The 16,218-nt window shown below is 50.9% G+C and carries 14 protein-coding genes; 6 read left to right on the top strand and 8 right to left on the bottom strand.

The genetic code is table 11. The annotated features are described in order from the left end of the window. Positions 1 to 69 precede the first annotated feature (69 nt). Complete coding sequence (locus IMY23_RS09155) at positions 70 to 600, bottom strand: DUF4385 domain-containing protein (RefSeq protein WP_192821793.1); 531 nt, start codon at positions 598 to 600, stop codon at positions 70 to 72. Positions 601 to 660: 60 nt separating this feature from the next. Here IMY23_RS09155 and IMY23_RS09150 point away from each other — a divergent pair, with 60 nt between their 5' ends. Next, positions 661 to 1,227, top strand: coding sequence for a hypothetical protein (locus IMY23_RS09150; RefSeq protein ID WP_192821792.1), 567 nt, complete (start codon positions 661 to 663; stop codon positions 1,225 to 1,227). A gap of 275 nt (positions 1,228 to 1,502) precedes the next feature. Here the strand turns inward: IMY23_RS09150 and IMY23_RS09145 are convergent, their stop codons facing one another. Continuing rightward, a complete protein-coding gene (locus IMY23_RS09145; RefSeq protein ID WP_192821791.1) occupies positions 1,503 to 3,107 on the bottom strand; it encodes a glycosyltransferase family 39 protein in 1,605 nt (534 codons plus the stop codon). A gap of 183 nt (positions 3,108 to 3,290) precedes the next feature. On the opposite strand from IMY23_RS09145, the gene IMY23_RS09140 reads away from it, so the two are divergent. Beyond that, on the top strand, positions 3,291 to 5,225 hold the full coding sequence (locus IMY23_RS09140; protein WP_192821790.1) for a hypothetical protein: 1,935 nt from the start codon (positions 3,291 to 3,293) through the stop codon (positions 5,223 to 5,225). A gap of 360 nt (positions 5,226 to 5,585) precedes the next feature. On the opposite strand, the gene trxA is transcribed toward IMY23_RS09140, so the two are convergent. Further along, the gene (gene trxA / locus IMY23_RS09135; RefSeq protein WP_062542637.1) at positions 5,586 to 5,912 is read right to left on the bottom strand and encodes a thioredoxin; all 327 of its coding nucleotides are present in this window, start codon (positions 5,910 to 5,912) and stop codon (positions 5,586 to 5,588) included. A gap of 550 nt (positions 5,913 to 6,462) precedes the next feature. Here trxA and IMY23_RS09130 point away from each other — a divergent pair. Next, on the top strand, positions 6,463 to 7,008 hold the full coding sequence (locus IMY23_RS09130; protein WP_192821789.1) for a transposase: 546 nt from the start codon (positions 6,463 to 6,465) through the stop codon (positions 7,006 to 7,008). An 86-nt stretch (positions 7,009 to 7,094) separates the two neighbouring features. On the opposite strand, the gene IMY23_RS09125 is transcribed toward IMY23_RS09130, so the two are convergent. From IMY23_RS09125 to dnaE, 3 genes are all read right to left on the bottom strand, one after another. After that, entirely contained in the window at positions 7,095 to 7,658 is a 564-nt protein-coding gene (locus IMY23_RS09125; protein ID WP_192821788.1) for a transposase, read from the bottom strand. A 230-nt stretch (positions 7,659 to 7,888) separates the two neighbouring features. After that, the gene (locus IMY23_RS09120) at positions 7,889 to 8,260 is read right to left on the bottom strand and encodes a hypothetical protein (RefSeq protein WP_192821787.1); all 372 of its coding nucleotides are present in this window, start codon (positions 8,258 to 8,260) and stop codon (positions 7,889 to 7,891) included. 12 nt (positions 8,261 to 8,272) lie between these two features. After that, positions 8,273 to 11,908, bottom strand: coding sequence for a DNA polymerase III subunit alpha (gene dnaE / locus IMY23_RS09115; RefSeq protein ID WP_192821786.1), 3,636 nt, complete (start codon positions 11,906 to 11,908; stop codon positions 8,273 to 8,275). Positions 11,909 to 12,134: 226 nt separating this feature from the next. Between dnaE and IMY23_RS09110 the strand changes: the two genes are divergently transcribed. Together IMY23_RS09110 and IMY23_RS09105 are read left to right on the top strand one after the other, a co-directional pair. Further along, positions 12,135 to 12,620: a copper resistance protein NlpE gene (locus IMY23_RS09110; RefSeq protein ID WP_192821785.1), complete on the top strand. Its 486-nt coding sequence runs from the start codon at positions 12,135 to 12,137 to the stop codon at positions 12,618 to 12,620. Positions 12,621 to 12,672: 52 nt separating this feature from the next. Continuing rightward, positions 12,673 to 12,981: a DUF3817 domain-containing protein gene (locus IMY23_RS09105; RefSeq protein WP_192821784.1), complete on the top strand. Its 309-nt coding sequence runs from the start codon at positions 12,673 to 12,675 to the stop codon at positions 12,979 to 12,981. Positions 12,982 to 13,035: 54 nt separating this feature from the next. Here the strand turns inward: IMY23_RS09105 and IMY23_RS09100 are convergent, their stop codons facing one another. Then, the gene (locus IMY23_RS09100; protein ID WP_192821783.1) at positions 13,036 to 13,938 is read right to left on the bottom strand and encodes a cyanophycinase; all 903 of its coding nucleotides are present in this window, start codon (positions 13,936 to 13,938) and stop codon (positions 13,036 to 13,038) included. Between the two features lie 615 nt (positions 13,939 to 14,553). On the opposite strand from IMY23_RS09100, the gene IMY23_RS09095 reads away from it, so the two are divergent. Continuing rightward, positions 14,554 to 15,891, top strand: coding sequence for an MFS transporter (locus IMY23_RS09095; RefSeq protein ID WP_225986463.1), 1,338 nt, complete (start codon positions 14,554 to 14,556; stop codon positions 15,889 to 15,891). A gap of 6 nt (positions 15,892 to 15,897) precedes the next feature. Here the strand turns inward: IMY23_RS09095 and IMY23_RS09090 are convergent, their stop codons facing one another. After that, on the bottom strand, positions 15,898 to 16,200 hold the full coding sequence (locus IMY23_RS09090; RefSeq protein WP_192821782.1) for a helix-turn-helix domain-containing protein: 303 nt from the start codon (positions 16,198 to 16,200) through the stop codon (positions 15,898 to 15,900). Between the last annotated feature and the right edge of the window lie 18 nt (positions 16,201 to 16,218).

Genomic DNA, 16,218 nt, shown 5'->3' with positions numbered 1-16,218 from the left:
GGGGGACGGAATATTTGCAAATTTGAAGTGTCGTTTTTGCCCTCATTTCCAGAAATGAGCTCCAAAACGCTATTTTACGTAATACCTCTCCCTGAATTCCTGCTTCTGTTTCAAATATTCCGGATGGTTTTTGGCTTTGAACCAGAAGTTTTTGAAGATGGCGGCGGCCTGTGCTTTCTCGTTGGTGAGGGCGTCCTTGGCTTGCGGTAATTGGTCATTGCCTTTGTGCGCGCTGCCCGAGGAATAGGGATAGGCCAGGCCTTGGGTAGAATCATCTTCCTCAGATTTGTATTTGCGGCCACTTTTATGGTTGGCGTAGCGGCGCGCGCGGGTGAAGCCCATCTGCAGGAACTTCCGGGCCATGTCGGCGCCCACAAAATCCTGCCGGGCCAAGTAGTCCTCAAACAGGGCGTAAATCTTTTGGGCAGAAATGGTGGCCACTTCCACGTTCTTGAAGCGCCAGTGCGGCAGAATCTCGCTTTTGTACGGTTCCACCAGGAGCACACCCTGTTCGCCCACGCCCACGCGGTACAGTTCTGGGTGTTCCCTGAAATTGGTGGTCTTGAAGTCCAGCTGGTAGGGGAATGCGTTTTTGGCCATAGGTAGCGGAACAACCCTAAGGGGGGCAGGTTTCGTATGCAAGGTTCAATCTTGTGTACTATGAAAAGACCGTATCTGTTTCCCGTATCGCTGTTCATGTTTCTGGCAGGCATTCTGCTGGGCACCATTTCCTGTGATTCCACGCCCCGCGAACGCAAGGAAACCGTGAACCGTGAAATTGACAAGCTGGATGAAACCGTGGAAAGCGTGGCCTCCAAAACCAAGGAAGAAGCCAAAGAAGCCCGCGCCGCCCTGGCCCGCAAGAAAGCCGAAGACGCTTTAAGAAAATCCCGCACTCCTGCGCCCGGAAAACTGGCGCAGATGGAACAAGAATTACTGGGCGCCTACAGCAACCTCGGCCAGACCACGCCAGAGAACCTTAAAGATGCCTACGTGAACTTCTTGCAGCAGGTGCGCGCCCGCAAAGACGCCTGGTCCATGGAAGACTGGGACTACGCCAACGGTATCTACAAACGCCTCAACGCCCGCGAGAAGGAACTGCATGACGACATCATCCTTCGGCACGCCACCAAAATAAAAGCCCTGCAAGCCGAGTACCTGGCCCTTGAAAACAAAGCCGACCTAGGCGAGTACCAACGCATCAAGAAAGAGCAAGCCGGAAATTAAGGCGCTGATTTTGAAGGTGCTGATGTGCTAGATTTGAAGGGGTAAGGAGTTGGTTAAAACCGAACCTTTTAGTGAAGCTAACTCAAAAAACTCTCGCCCTTGCTGCGTGTTCTCACCAGCAAGTGAAACGGCTCCTGCACTTGGTTTATTGGTGATAACACCCACAAAGGCAACTGACTTCTTCGGGGTTTTGCTTCACGTAACGGGGGTTGCATGAGTTTATTTTATGGCCGTTTTGGGGCTCATTTTCAGAAATGAGCCCCAAAACGGCTTTTTTATGGCCTGACTTTTTGGGGAAGGAGGAAAAGCTTCACTTTTTCATTTTGGGCAATAAGTTTGGCTCCGGGGAATGGTTTGAGAAGTTCTTGATCGGTGGGTTGGCCCAGAATTTCGGGGTTGCCCAGCAGGCCGTTGTTGATAAGCAGATACACTTTTTCTGCCTGCCGGTTTTGTATGGTCAAGGAGTCTTGGAACGAAACAGCTTTGATGGCAGCAGGAATCTCAAACCCATAGAAAAAGTCCAGATGCGCGGTAGTCATAGGGTCAGAGATCAGCAACATGGTTTGCGTAGTAGAGGCCGGTAAGTACTTGTCCAACACCTGCGCCTGCGCAAAGTAATTGTTCACCGACGGTTTCCAGATAAAATATGCAGGCCGTACCAGCTGCACCACCACTAACACGGGCAAAGCAAGGAATGCAGCCAGCGTACTAATTCTCGGCAATGCCCACGCTGCGGCAAAAAGAAGCATGAACGGCACATAGTACACTTTCATTTCGCCGTATGCCAGGAAGGCGCACATTATAAACAGACCTGCAAGCCAACCCAGAGTTCGTTTTGTAAAACCCGTAGTCTGAATAGCAAACCCCGCGCTGAGGCAGAAAGTAGGTAGTAAAGGGTGGAGCATGCGCGGCACCAGGCTCATAGGCTTGTAATGGTCCAAACTCACCGTGCCCAGCCACAGCGGGGCCAGCATGAAAACCATCGCCCAAAACCAGTACCCCTGGGCGGAATTCAATGACCACTGCTGCTTTTCAGGATGCGCCAGGAAACAACCCAAAAGAAATACCAACGGAACCGCCATGCCGGTGCCAATGAAAAAGAGCAGCGGGCCGTAGGTGAGGCGCTTCATCAGGGCCAGTGAAGACGTTCTGTTGAGATAGCCTTCCTTCAAATGCAGACTATAAGCTTCAATCTCCTCGAAGCGCCACCACAGGCCTCTTTCCGTCTGGGAATAAAAGCCGAAATACAAGCCAAGCAAAACTATGCCAACACCTACGCCAACCAGCCAGAAAGAGACCAGGCGTTTCTTTCTGAGATCCTGCACGGCCAACAATAGGCAGAAAGGCAACAGGTACACCACGGTCTCCTTCACCAGAAATGCGCAAAAGCCCAGCCCCACTAACCCCACCGCCCACCACCAGGGCACTTGTTGCTTTCCTCTGGTTTTATAAAGAATCAGGAGACAGGCGGTGGTGTAGAACAGCAGAAGGTTGTCTGGGTACAGGTAATTGACGGTGTTCAGGAGAAAATAAAAAAGCCCCAGAAAGACCAAGGTCCACGAAATAGCGACCGGGTACTCTTTCTGGAACGTCTGGTAGAGCAGGCCGTACGTGCCTAAGGTGCAGAGCAAAGGGTACAGCGTGGTGGTATAAGGCCCTACGCCCAACACCGCGTACACGGCAGCCGTAGGCAAGGTGACCATGAGCCGGTGGCAGAAAATGGAGCCGGTAGCACAAAACCGGCCCTGCAGGGCGTCATAGGCATGTTTGGCGTAGGAGTAATCGTCTTGGTGGTAAAGGCCTTCGTGCTCCAGGAAAAAGTACAGGAGGTTGCAAACCACTACCAGCCAGAACCAAAAACGCGGAGAGGAAAGAAACAAAAGTCTCGGCCAAAAAGACAAGGGCACAGCACACGGGGTTTGGTTCAAAAAGAGAAAGCTAGGCAGAAACATAACAGCAAGCAACCTTTTCCTGTTTGCTTTGGCTATTTTAGGTGCGAACTTTGTGGGAAAGGCACGAGGCACGGGATTGGTTCGTTACGTAAGTTGAGAGTTTTAGAATACATGATGAGACAAAGACTGGTTTGGTGGTGCATGGTGTGGCTGGGCTTGGTGGCGGGCAAAACGCAGGCGCAGGACATGATTGAAACCCGTTTGGGCTATAATTACCTGGACAAATTTGAGTTCACCGATGAATGGCAGTACCTCACCACCGACATGTACCTGTTCAACGCCGGGCAGTTTACCAAGGTGGTCAACGAACTGGAAAAAGGCTCGTCCAAAGCCCGCCGGCGCGATTTTGTGAACCTGGAGTCGTTGTTTATTTCGGCGCAGCTCAAGAACGCCAAGCTGTTTGGGCAGGAACCGGTGGTGTACCCGCTGTACAACTTCGCCATTGAGCCGCCCAACGCCAAGAAAGAGTACGTGACCCGCATCTCAGACAACATTGAGGCCATCAGAATCATTGACAAACTGCCCCTGGCCCAGGATGAACGCAACATTGACGCCACCATTGACGCCAAACTGTTCACCTCAGACAGCCGCGAGGTGTTCTTCAACCTCATCGCCAACCAACTCACCAACATCAGCAAGCAGGGCACGGCGCAGTTGCCGCTTTTCTCCCTGGTGGGCGAGTTCGGGAATCTGATCCGGAACGTGGCGCAGAAAAAAGAATACAAATTCAGCTCCACCATCAGGCTGTATGAAGGCCAGAATTTTGACACGCGCTTGCATTCTGTGCGGGTTTATGTGTTCGTGCCGAGTTTTGCGAAAATTCCGGCTTTGCGCACCGCCCGCCTGGCGGAGTTACTGAGCAACAGTCCGCAGGGGTTTGAGCGGCAGAAGCTGGAGGCGGCGCTGGCGTTCAAAGATTATCCGGTGCTGGTGGTGGCCAACTACAAGAGCCTGTACAAGATGGATGCGCTCACGGGCTCAGAAATCACCACTGAATCCATTGAGAAACGCCGGGTGCGCATTGAACAGGCCTACAATTCAGGTTTGGTGAATGATGACGCCTACAAGCAGGAAAAATACTATGTGGAGTTTCTCAGGAACTTCGCGGACCTTAAGCAGAACCTGAACAATTACCGCCTCAACTACAAAAACAACAGCCCCGAGGGGAACGCCAAAACCATGTTCGCGGTCATTCAGGACTACAAACGGCTCAAAGGCCTGGCGCAGCAGCGCGACCGTGAATTCTCCCGCAACCACACCTACCAACGCATTTTCAAGAACGAATACCAGACCATTCTGTCCAACGCAGACGCCTACATGGAAACCGACCATAACCTGCGCAGCGGCCGGGAACTGGTGAACACCCTGCTGGATCTGGACCAGGAACAGGACAAACCCTTCACGGCGGCCCAGCGCGAGTACTACCTGAACAAACTGTATTCGGTGGAATTGCCCAGCCAGGAGTATCTGGCCAGTTCTTTAGAGGGCGAAGGCCTGACCCGCCACGTAAAACGCCTAGAGACCACGCAGTACAATGAAACTTATGACAAAGAAGTGACGCGCCTGCGCAACGCCACGCCCACCGAGGAAAATTTGGCCCTTCGGAACAATTTGCTGGAGAAAGCCAACGCCACCAAATGCCGCAGCTGCCGCGAGGAAGTGAAAAAAGCCACCCAACTGTTCAACCAGCGCTACCAGGAACAGCAACTGGAGAAGGAACGCTCCCGCCTGCAGGAGCTCACCATGCAACTGGACCGCAAGATCATTGCCTTCCTGAAGCAAGACGCCTGCATGGAAAACGCCTTCAAAACGCAGTTCCCGTCTAACGACACCTTGCCGGCCCACATGCAGCGGCTCTATGAAAAGAAAGGAGAATTAAAAGCGCAGATCCTGGAGCTGGAAACCCTGATGAAATCTCCGCCCACCGAAGGCAAACTCAGCCTTTACCGGGAACACAGCCAACGCCTCAACAGCCTGATACGCCTGCTAGAGCAAGGCTACACAGATATCTGCGCCGCCGAAAAAGCGCTGTGCGACTGTGAGTAGCCCCTCCCCAAAGAAGAAAGGCTTTGCCTGAACTGCGTTTTCGGCCTCATTTTCAGAAATGAGCCCGAAAACGCAGGCTCTATTGTGCTGGCGCAAGACTCCCGGTTCGTGCGCTAGTATAAAGCGAGTGGCTGGTTTCGGTTAGAATTAGGAACAAGAATTAGGAACAAGAATTTTGAAACTGGAGTCTGGAGACTTCATCCATTCCTGGGCACGATTCTGGAGACTCGCGCCAGCACAGACATTTTAGATAATCTGGCAACTCCCGTTTTCGGCCCCATTTCCAGAAATGAGCCCGAAAACGAAAAAGCCGCCCCTTGTGCAGGAGCGGCTTTTCTGTTTTGAAGCGGGTGATTCAGTTTATGCTAACTGGCCATCTAGTTTCTGGGCCAACACGTTCTTGGGAACGGCGCCTACTTGCTTGTCTACCACTTGTCCGTTTTTGAAAACCAACAGCGTAGGAATGCTTCTGATCCCGAATTTGGCAGAGGTCTGTGGGTTGGCGTCCACGTCTACTTTGCCTACCACCACGCGGCCTTCATAGTCGCCGGCTAGTTCTTCTACCACGGGTCCTACCATGCGGCAAGGTCCGCACCACTCGGCCCAGAAGTCTACTAATACAGGTTTATCTGAGTTGATGATCTCCTCAAAGTTCGCATCGGTGATCTCAATTGCTTTATGTGCCATGATTTTTCGTTTTTATGTGCTAATGGAAGTTGTTGGTCAAATATAGAACCAATTCTATTTAGTTGGTAAAGCTATGCTTTTCTGTCAGGTGTGTCAATATCCTGCAGGAAACCGTTTTCGGGCTCATTTCTGAAAATGAAGCCTAAAACGTGCCTATATCTACTGATATCCGGGGAAAAGGTTAGGAACGCGCCTCCCTGACAGATTGGCTAATTCCAGAAAATGGTGGCAGAAACGGCGGCAAGGCTTCTCTCAAGATTGCCTTCAGTGGCAGAGAAACGTGAAAGGGCACACCTCAGAACGAGGCTTCCCTAAAAAAGGCAAGGCTTTTCTAGTAGAAAGAGGTGGAAGCCAACTTTAAACCGGAAAAGCCAAGAACCCGAAGGTTGAGACAAAGGTACGTATATTTTTGGAAAAGGCAAGGGGAATGGCTTTTGAATTGGGTTAATCTGAATAGCTCTTCTGGAGTTGTACTCCAGAAATATGCGATTTGGGAGTTCTGCTCCCTTTTTCTGCAACTTTCGATACTTTTGCAACCGTATTTTGAGGAATGGGCATCAAAAACAAAATCCACGAAGGCTATCTCTATTTTGTGACCTTAACAGTGGTGGACTGGGTAGATGTTTTCACCAAGCCTGTTTACCGTCACATTCTGCTCGACTCCTTAAAGTTTTGTCAGGAAAAGAAAGGGCTGGAATTATACGCATGGGTGGTCATGAGCAATCACCTTCACTTCATTGCTTCGGCACCAGACGGAAAGAATTTGGCTGACATCCTCCGCGATTATAAACAATTCACTAGCCGCAGAATTACCCAAGCCATCCAACTGGAAAACGAAAGCCGGAAAGAATGGATGCTGCCTCGTTTCCATTTCGCGGCTGCCACCAATGCCAAATCCTATCATTTTAAATTCTGGCAAGACGGAAATGAAGCCAAAGAAATTCACTCAAATGAATTCCTTCAACAGAAGCTAGACTATATTCATATGAATCCGGTCCGGGCAGAATTGGTCTATGAGCCGGAACATTACACCTATAGTTCAGCCCTAGATTATGCCGGCGGCAAGGGTTTACTGAACGTGTTGCTGGTAGAGTAAAATAAAGTATGCTACTCTATTCGCTGTTCGGGAGGTCCTTCGCTGTTCGGGAGTTCCTACTCCCGAACCTATCTGCTGCGGAGTTCCTACTCCGCCGTGAACCACGGGCAGCCATTGCAGAAGAAGGGGAGTCCTTTGGTGCCCGCATAATCTCGGGCGGAACTGTATAAATAGTGCTCTGGTTCCTGCACAATCTCGGCCCGTACTGGATTTTGATGAATGTAGTCAAGCTTCTGTTGAAGGAACTCGTTGGAATGGATTTCCTTCGCCTCGTTCCCATCTTGCCAAAATTTGTGGTTGATTACTTTGGAATGCACATTGGCCGGAAACTGGAAACGGTGCAGCATCCATTCTCTTCTGCTTTCATTTTCCATTTGGATTGCTGTCACGATGCTTCTGCTTGTAAATTTTTTGAAGTCCCTGAGAATGTCAGAAAGGTGAAATCCATCTTTAGCTGTTGCGATCATGTGTAGGTGATTGCTCATTAAAACCCAAGCATATAATTCCAGCCCTTTCCTTTCTTGGCAGAACTTGAGTGAATCTAGAATGATGTGTCTATAAATAGGCCTAGTGAAAACATCAATCCAATCCACTACTGTTAATGTCAAATAATGTAGATGGCCTTCATGGATTTTGTTTTTGATGCCCATATAAAGAGCTACGGCAAATAAAAAACTCAGTTTCTAGTTGCCATCTAGACGCTGTTCGGGATTTACCAATCCCGAACCACTATGTCGGGGATTTCCAAATCCCCGTTGCAGGCTAATAGGGAAAGCTTGAGCACGGGGATTGATAAATCCCCGACAGACAACTACCGGATTGATAAATCCGGAAGAGCGGGCTTCACTGTCTATCTTAATTTAAAAAATTGACTTAATTTTTATTCGAATTGGTTCTTTAAAAATACTTCCAGTTCTTCTACTGCTTTAAATAAATCATTCCTATTGTTTATAGCAAGAACAGTTTTTAAGGGAAAACTTTCGCCTGACCAAGGTACTATTTCTTCAGTCTTATTATCCCTTAGCAGGCAGTACAAGTTTTTATTAGGTTGACTGTAATAGATTTCTAAGATTATTTCTCCCTTCTGATGGTATATGTGAACACCCGAACGATTTAATACTACTTCCTGACTTCTAAAGGAATGATTCACAAGCCAAGCAGAAAATCTTGGAATCATCAGTTCTATAATATCAACCCATATTTTATAAATGGGTGTATCTGAATAATTTGAGCTGTCTAACTGAGTTTCCATATTAGTATTGCCTCAAATCAACTGACACGTCGCCACTTCCAAATCCTTCACGTTCTGCAAAAAAGCCTTCGGGTCAATTCTATATTTTCTAGAAAACAATTCCACCGCCAAACGTTCCCCCGGCTCTGTCAACACCAATTCCAGTTTCTTCTGCCCGGGGCTGTTTACAGCGGCTTCTTCCAGCCGGTCAATTAACAGGGCGTTGATGTTTCGGATGTCAATATCCATGCGCACACCTTTGGCCATCTTATCAGCTACATCAGAAAGCAGTTGCATAGAGAGCGGTTTCAATTCCCACTGGTCCTCAGACTTGTAGCGTAAGGTTACCTTGGCTCTTATGAACAGGTACATGCCCTCTTTCACATAAGGAGAGAACTTTACAAAATCCTCCCCAAACAAGGCCAGGCCCATGGTGTTGTCATAATCCTCCAAGGAGAAGAGCAGGAACGGGTTGCCGTTTTTACCGGTCCGCATGACCACGTTGCTGATGATACCAGCCACGTTTACGTCACGGCCTTTGAACTCCTCAATGCGGTCTAGGCTACAAGTGCAGTAGGAATCAATCTCCAATTTGAACTGGTCTAGCGGGTGGCCCGACAGGTAGAAACCAATCACCTCTTTCTCGCGGCGAAGCATCTCGGTTAAGGACCAAGGTTGTACGTCTGGCACCTTCGGCAAAGGCATATCTACCGCTCCGCCACCACCGAACAGAGACTGTTGGGCGGCGCTTTTCTCGGCCTGGTACTGGTTTCCGAAACGGACGGCCTTCTCCAGGAGGTTGATGGTTTCGCCGGGCGGGGTTTCAATGTACTGGGCGCGGTGGTAGCGTTCAAACGAGTCAAAGGCTCCGGCTTGGGCCAAACTTTCAAACGTCTTCTTGTTCACGGCGCGCAGGTTCACGCGTTTGGCAAAGTCAAAGACATCGGTGTAGGGACCGTTCTGTTCGCGCTCTTCAATGATGGCTTCCACGGCGGCCTCGCCGGTGCCCTTCACAGCGCCCATCCCGAAACGGATTTGCCCTTGTTGGTTCACGTTGAACTGATGGATGGATTCATTCACATCGGGTCCCAAAACCTGAATCTGCTGCTTGCGCGCCTCCTCAATAAAGAACGTCACTTTCTTGATGTCGTTCATGTTGTGGGTAAGCACGGCGGCCATGTACTCGGCTGGGTAATGCGCCTTGAGGTAACCGGTTTGGTAAGCCACCACGGAGTAGGCGGCGGAGTGCGAGCGGTTGAAGCCGTACTGCGCAAATTTCTCCATCACGTCAAATACCTCAGAGGCCTGCTTGGCGGCAATGCCATGAATCTCCTTAGCCCCAGCCACGAATTTCTCGCGTTCCTGGGCCATCTTCTTCATGTCCTTCTTCCCCATCGCCCGGCGAAGCAAATCCGCACCACCCAGGGAGTAACCTGCTAGAACTTGCGCCGTCTGCATAATCTGCTCCTGGTACACCATGATGCCGTAGGTGTTCTTCAAAAGCGGTTCCAGCAGGATGTGCGGGTATTCCACTTCCTCGCGGCCCTGTTTCCGGTTAATGAAGTTAGGGATGAACTGCATAGGACCTGGGCGGTACAGGGCATTCATGGCAATCAAGTCTTCAATGTTGGTTGGCTTCAGGTCCTTGAGGTACATGCGCATGCCCTCAGACTCAAACTGGAACGTACCAATGGTATCGCCGCGCTGGTAAAGGGCGTAGGTTTTCTCGTCGTCCAGCGGAATGTTGTCAATGTCAATCTCCACGCCGTAGTTGCGCTTGATCAGAGCCATGGCATCTTTCAGAATTGATAGGGTTTTCAGGCCCAGAAAGTCCATTTTCAGCATGCCGGCGCTCTCAATCACCTTGCCGTCAAACTGGGTCACCAAGAGGTCAGAGTCTTTGGAGGTAGACACTGGAATGTAGTTGGTAATGTCATCTGGCGCGATGATCACGCCCGCCGCGTGGATACCCGTGTTGCGCACCGAGCCTTCCAACTTTTCAGCTAGTTTTAGGGTTTTGGCGCGTAAATCGTTTCCGTCTCTAATGGAGGCCAGTTCCGGCGATTCTATAAATGCTTTGGCCAGCGTGGTGCCGGGTACTTCAGGTACCATTTTGGCTAGTTCGTTGGCCTCGGACAAAGGTAAATCCAGCACGCGGGCCACGTCTTTGATAGACGATTTAGCCGCCATGGTACCGAAGGTGATGATCTGGGCCACCTGCGTTTTTCCGTACTTCTCCACCACGTAATCAATCACGCGCTGCCGGTTTACGTCATCAAAGTCAATATCAATATCGGGCATAGACACCCGTTCCGGATTCAGGAAACGCTCAAACAGCAAGGCGTATTTAATAGGGTCGATGTTGGTGATTCCCACGCAGTAGGCCACGGCAGAACCCGCCGCCGAACCCCGGCCCGGACCCACGGCCACGCCCATGCTGCGGCCTTTGTTAATAAAATCCTGGGTGATGAGGAAGTAGCCCGCAAAGCCCATGGTCTCAATAATGCCCAGCTCGTAGTTCAGGCGTTCCTCTACCTCTGGCGTAATCTCATGGTAGCGTTTCTTGGCGCCTTCAAAGGTTAAGTGACGCAAAAACAAGTCTGCGGTGGGGTGCTCCGGAGGAAGCGGAAAATTGGGCAACAGGATATCGCGCTGCAGCTTAGGTGGCGTTATCTTGTCTACAATCTCATTGGTGTTGTCCACGGCGAAGGGCACGTCCGCGAACAGCTGGTTCATCTCGGCCTGGCTCTTGAAAAAGAACTGGTCGTTGGGGAAGCCGAAGCGGTCCTGCGGGCGCGGTTTCTGCTGCTCTTCCTCAATGCGGTACAACATGCGGCGCACGTTCTCGTCATGGCCGTAGCTGTTTCTGATGTTGGTGAGCGTGTCGTAAATCACCTCGCCGCTACCGCTCATCATCCGGAAGTACTGCGTCTGGAAATCGCCTACGGGTACACTTTCCTGCTCGCCGGTATTTACGCACAGGAGAATGTCATGCGCGTTCCAGTCGGTCTGCTCTACGTAATGGCTGTCATTGGTACAAATAACCTTGACATTGTACTTGATGGCAAATCTGAGCAACACCTGGTTTACGTCTTCCTGAGACAAGCCAGTGTTGTCAATGTTCATGAGCCCGTGGCGCTGAATCTCAATGTAGTAATCGTCCCCGAACAAGTCCAGCCACCACTGTAGCAGTTTTTCGGCTTCTTCTTCACCTTTCCACAAGATAGCCTGCGGCAGCTCCGCACCAATGCAGCAAGACGTGGCGATGAGGCCTTTGTGGTATTTTACCAGCAGTTCTTTGTCAATGCGGGGCCATTTGCTGTAAAGGCCGTCAATGTAAGAATAGGAGCAGAGCTTGGCCAGGTTCTGGTAGCCTTCCTGGTCTTTGGCCAACAGCAATTGGTGGTGACGCACGTCTTTCTGCTCCTTGGTAAACGTCTTTTGGTGACGGTCCTGCACCAGATAGAACTCACAGCCCACAATGGGTTTCACATTGTACTTGTTAGCCTCGGCCACGAAGTTGAACGCCCCAAACATGTTGCCGTGGTCGGTCATGGCGACGGCTTTCATGCCATCGGCCTGGGCCTTTTTCATGAGCCCGCTAATGCTGGCGGCGCCGTCTAAAAGCGAGTACTGGGTGTGGGTATGGAGGTGGGAAAAATCTGGCACGGAAGCGAAAATTAAGAATTGGGAATTATGAATCAGGAATGGAGGTAGACCAGGCCTAAAACCCGCCGGAGCGGACTACGAAGATACAAAATAAACCCCGGAGATAGACGGAAATTTGTGGTTTTGACTTCCGTTTTTGGCTTCGTTTCTGGAAATGATGCCAAAAACGGCGCGGCAGCCGGCCTTGGCTCAAAACCATTTCCGGCAACAGCAGTATGCAAGAATAATGACTACTTTTGGGGCCATGAAATACTTCTGCTTCTTTCTGGTGTGTGCGGTGGTGCTGGGTGCCTGCCAGCAGCGTGAATCAGCCAAAACCGACCAAACCGCTGCCCAGATAGGCCAAGCCACGCAGAACTTTGAATACGCCGGTACTTTTGTGGGCACCGTGCCCTGTGAAGACTGTGAGGGAATTCACATGCAACTGGTGCTGCAGCCCAACCATACCTACCAATTAGAAGAAGGCTTTATCAAAGAACAGGTGTACCCGGTCAAAACGTCGGGGCGGTGGCTGGAGATTGAGAACGGCGAAAAAGTGCTGCTGCAGCCCGCCCAGGCCGACGAGGTGCGCTACCTGGAAGTAAAGGACGAAAACACGCTGGTGCTCCTGGTGCCCGAAAAAGAACAGGTGGAGAACAAACTGGACTACGGCCTGTCACGCGTGGACCCCGAAACCGGCGAGACCGCCGAGGAAGAAGAACTGGCGAACTAAGGGATTGTGCCCATTTGGCCCTACCTTTGCCCTTCAACCGCTTCTCTTACCCATGAATATTCCGTTAAACACCTCACTGGGCCGTTTCAGGCTGGTGGCCATCATTGAAGGAATCTCTTACCTGGTCTTGTTGCTGATTGCCGTTCCTTTAAAATGGATTTTTGGCATGCCCGAAGCTGTGCGTGTGGTGGGCATGGCGCACGGCGTGCTGTTTGTGCTGTTCGGGTTTCTGCTGCTGCAAGTCTGGCTTGAGTACCGCTGGTCATTTAAGAAAGCCGCTGAGGCCTTTTTCTGGTCGCTTATTCCCTTCGGCACTTTTTACTTCGATAAAAAAATAGCCCACGACACGCCGGCCCGCTGATTTATTTTCCGTTTTCGGGCTCATTTTCAGAAATGAGCCCGAAAACGGAAATTTTTATTTAAGCTGAATGCGGGCGTAGGTGGGAATGAAATATTCGTCTTTGTCGCCTAACAGGTGCACGCGCAGGCCTTTCACCGTGAAGGGTTCGCCGTTGGCGATGTCAAATATATTGGTCTCGGTGATGCCCCGGCCATCTACCACCGTGATGAGCCCGCTGCCTACCACTTCCACTTTTCCGCCTTCAGAGACTAAAATGGCCGTGTCTTCCTCCAGCCCAATACCAATGCATTCTGGGTTGGTGGCAATGGCCTGGGTCATGCGCACAATGCGCCCGCGGGCGATGAAATGCGTGTCAATGGCTACGTCTTTCAGAAACTCCAGCCCGGTGGTCAGGCGCACATCGCCTTTAATGTAGCCACCTTCAGACTCTCCCTCAAAAATCATGGGCGTGGACATGGCCGCGGCGCCCGCGCTGGTGCCGGCAATAATGATGTTGGTGAGCGCGTACCGTTCTTTCATGGCTTCCAGCAGGTGAGTGCCGCCAAAAATAGTCGTGAGCCTGAGCTGGTCGCCGCCGGTGAACATAATGCCCGCGGCGGTTTTCACTATTTCCAGGTTTTCCGGGGTGTCACAGTCGGGCCGGTTTCTGATGTCCATGACCTGTACGTTGGGCACGCCCAGGTCTTTGAATACTTTCACATAGTCCTGGGCCGAGGCCTCCGGTTCATTTGAGGCCGTGGGAATAATGGCCACCAATGGGTTCTTGCCTTTGAGTTCGGCTACAAAGCGCTTCAGAATCTGCTCACTAATGAAGTTGATGTTCTGGGGCGCGCCTTCTTCTTTGTCCTCGCCGTTCTGGTCTTTGCTTTCCTTACCGCCAATGGCCAGCAGTTTTCCTTTAGGAATAAAGCGGCGGTTCACCGGGTGGTGCAATTCTGGGTCTTTTGCGTTGGCCATACTTTTGGTGCGTGGTAGAATTGTTGGAAATAATGTGTGCCGGTTTTTTCTGTCTGCTGTTGGCCACGTGTTTTAGTGAAAATTCTCTCCTTCCGGATTCTTATTTACTTATGATGTCGCGCTAGGTTGCAAATATTTGATTAGTAGTCTGCTACAGATGGAAGTTTATAAGCAAATGCGTTTCTAAGGTTCAATTTATTTATAGTAAGCTGATGGTCAGTAATTTCCGTTTTTAGCTCCGTTTCTGGAAATGAGCCCGAAAACGGAGTTTCTGCCAGAAACGTCAACGCTAGGCCAAGGCCGTTGCCCAAAAGAAAAGCGCAGTTCCTTCTCCCGCTGGGAAAAGGGTAGGATGTGGGAGAAATTACCACGCTCTGGCGCGTGTCCCCAGACTCGTGACGATAGATGAAGTGAGCCAGGAGATTCGCGCCAGCAGATAAATCGAAAAACACCCTCACCCTAGCCCTCTCCCAGCGGGAGAGGGGATTTTTTAGATTCCGTTTTTGGCTCCGTTTCCGGAAATGAGCCCGAAAACGGGTTATGAAAAAGGCTTGGGTAGAACACAAATAGGGCGGGGCTGCGTACACCAACCCAGCGTACACGGCAATTCTATCCATGGCACCATCTCCTTCGGCGGGCACTACTTCTAACTTGGGCGGCATGTTCCGGGCCCTGCGTTCTTACAATTACCGGCTGTTTTTCATGGGGCAGGGCTTGTCTCTGATTGGCACCTGGATGCAACAACTGGCCATGAGTTGGCTGGTGTACCGACTCACAGATTCGGTGCTGTTGTTGGGTCTGGTGAACTTCGCGGCGCAGATGCCTTCTTTTCTGTTGGGTCCGTTTGCGGGTGTGCTCTCTGACCGTTTCAGCCGCCATCGGTTGCTGTTGATTACCCAATTCCTGTCTATGCTGCAAGCCAGCACCTTGGCCACGCTCGTGCTCACCGACAACATCACCATTCCGGTAATTATGGCGTTGAGCGCGTTTCTGGGCATTGTGAACGCGTTTGATATTTCGGCGCGGCAGAGTTTTGTGGTGGAAATGGTGGAGCACCGCGAAGACATGAGCAACGCCATTGCGCTTAATTCTTCTATGTTCAACGGCGCGCGGCTGGTGGGGCCGTCTATTGCGGGCGTGGTGATTGCCGCCGTGGGCGAAGGCATGTGTTTTCTGTTCAACGCCTTGAGTTACCTGGCCGTGATTGCCTCTCTGCTGGCCATGCGCCTGAAACCGTTTGAGCGGCCCGTCACTCAGCACCGCGTGCTGGAGTCTTTGCGCGAAGGCTTTGCCTATGCTTTCGGGTTTGCGCCTATTAGAAGTATTCTGCTGTTGATTGCCATGTTGAGTTTGTTCGGGATGCCGTTCAGTGTGCTGATGCCGGTGTTTGCGCGTGATGTGTTGGGCGGTTCTGCGAGTACTTTGGGCTTAATTATGGGTGCTTCGGGCGTGGGAGCTTTGTCGGCGGCGCTGTATCTGGCCTCGCGCAAAACAGTGCTGGGTTTGGGCAAGTTGATTGTGGGCGCCGCTATTTTGTTTGGGGTGGGGCTGATGCTGTTCTCGTTCACCAGAAGTTTGCCGCTGGCCATGTTCTGTATTTTTATGGCCGGTTTGGGGATGATGCTCCAGATGGCCTCGTGCAACACGGTGCTACAAACCATTGTAGACGAAGACAAGCGCGGCCGCGTGATGAGTTTTTATTCCATGGCGTTCATGGGCATGGCGCCGTTCGGGAGTTTGCTCGCCGGTTGGGTGGCCGAACACATTGGCGTGACCTACACTCTATTGGGCTGCGGCATTCTGTGCGCCTTGAGTATTATTCCGTTCGCGCTGCAACTGCCCCAACTCAGAACCCTGGTCCGGCCCATTTACCAGCGTTTGGGGATTTTGCCGGAGATTGCCACGGGTTTGAGGGCGGCCACTAATTTAACCGTTCCACCGAGGCAGGATTGAAGTAAATTACTCAATAGAAAGGAAGACTTTACGGCCAAGGCCGATTTCAAGGATTCTGTAAAGTGTGGAGAGTTGGATATCACTGTGACCGTTTTCTATTCTTGAAATAAAGCTCTTTTTTGTCCCTGTTTTTGCTGCTAGTTGTTCTTGCGTCATCTTGGCTAACTTACGCTCTTCTTTGATAACCTCGCCTATGGCAAATGCTTTGGCTTTGATTTCAAATTCTGCCCTTTTCAAGGATCCGGTCTCACCGTACCGATTATCAAGATGTTCCTCAAACGTAATGATGCTTTTATTTTTAGTTTCCATAATCTTGTTGGTTTAGTA

Source organism: Rufibacter sp. LB8, assembly GCF_014876185.1.
GTDB lineage: Bacteria > Bacteroidota > Bacteroidia > Cytophagales > Hymenobacteraceae > Nibribacter.
This window is presented reverse-complemented; position numbering and strand designations above follow the sequence as displayed.

Excerpts from the sequence above, each read along its gene's own strand:
- IMY23_RS09155 (WP_192821793.1), bottom strand. The coding sequence starts at position 600 with ATGGCCAAAAACGCATTCCCCTACCAGCTGGACTTCAAGACCACCAAT.
- IMY23_RS09150 (WP_192821792.1), top strand. The coding sequence starts at position 661 with ATGAAAAGACCGTATCTGTTTCCCGTATCGCTGTTCATGTTTCTGGCA.
- IMY23_RS09140 (WP_192821790.1), top strand. The coding sequence starts at position 3,291 with ATGATGAGACAAAGACTGGTTTGGTGGTGCATGGTGTGGCTGGGCTTG.
- trxA (WP_062542637.1), bottom strand. The coding sequence starts at position 5,912 with ATGGCACATAAAGCAATTGAGATCACCGATGCGAACTTTGAGGAGATC.
- IMY23_RS09130 (WP_192821789.1), top strand. The coding sequence starts at position 6,463 with ATGGGCATCAAAAACAAAATCCACGAAGGCTATCTCTATTTTGTGACC.
- IMY23_RS09125 (WP_192821788.1), bottom strand. The coding sequence starts at position 7,658 with ATGGGCATCAAAAACAAAATCCATGAAGGCCATCTACATTATTTGACA.
- IMY23_RS09120 (WP_192821787.1), bottom strand. The coding sequence starts at position 8,260 with ATGGAAACTCAGTTAGACAGCTCAAATTATTCAGATACACCCATTTAT.
- IMY23_RS09110 (WP_192821785.1), top strand. The coding sequence starts at position 12,135 with ATGACTACTTTTGGGGCCATGAAATACTTCTGCTTCTTTCTGGTGTGT.
- IMY23_RS09105 (WP_192821784.1), top strand. The coding sequence starts at position 12,673 with ATGAATATTCCGTTAAACACCTCACTGGGCCGTTTCAGGCTGGTGGCC.
- IMY23_RS09100 (WP_192821783.1), bottom strand. The coding sequence starts at position 13,938 with ATGGCCAACGCAAAAGACCCAGAATTGCACCACCCGGTGAACCGCCGC.
- IMY23_RS09095 (WP_225986463.1), top strand. The coding sequence starts at position 14,554 with ATGGCACCATCTCCTTCGGCGGGCACTACTTCTAACTTGGGCGGCATG.
- IMY23_RS09090 (WP_192821782.1), bottom strand. The coding sequence starts at position 16,200 with ATGGAAACTAAAAATAAAAGCATCATTACGTTTGAGGAACATCTTGAT.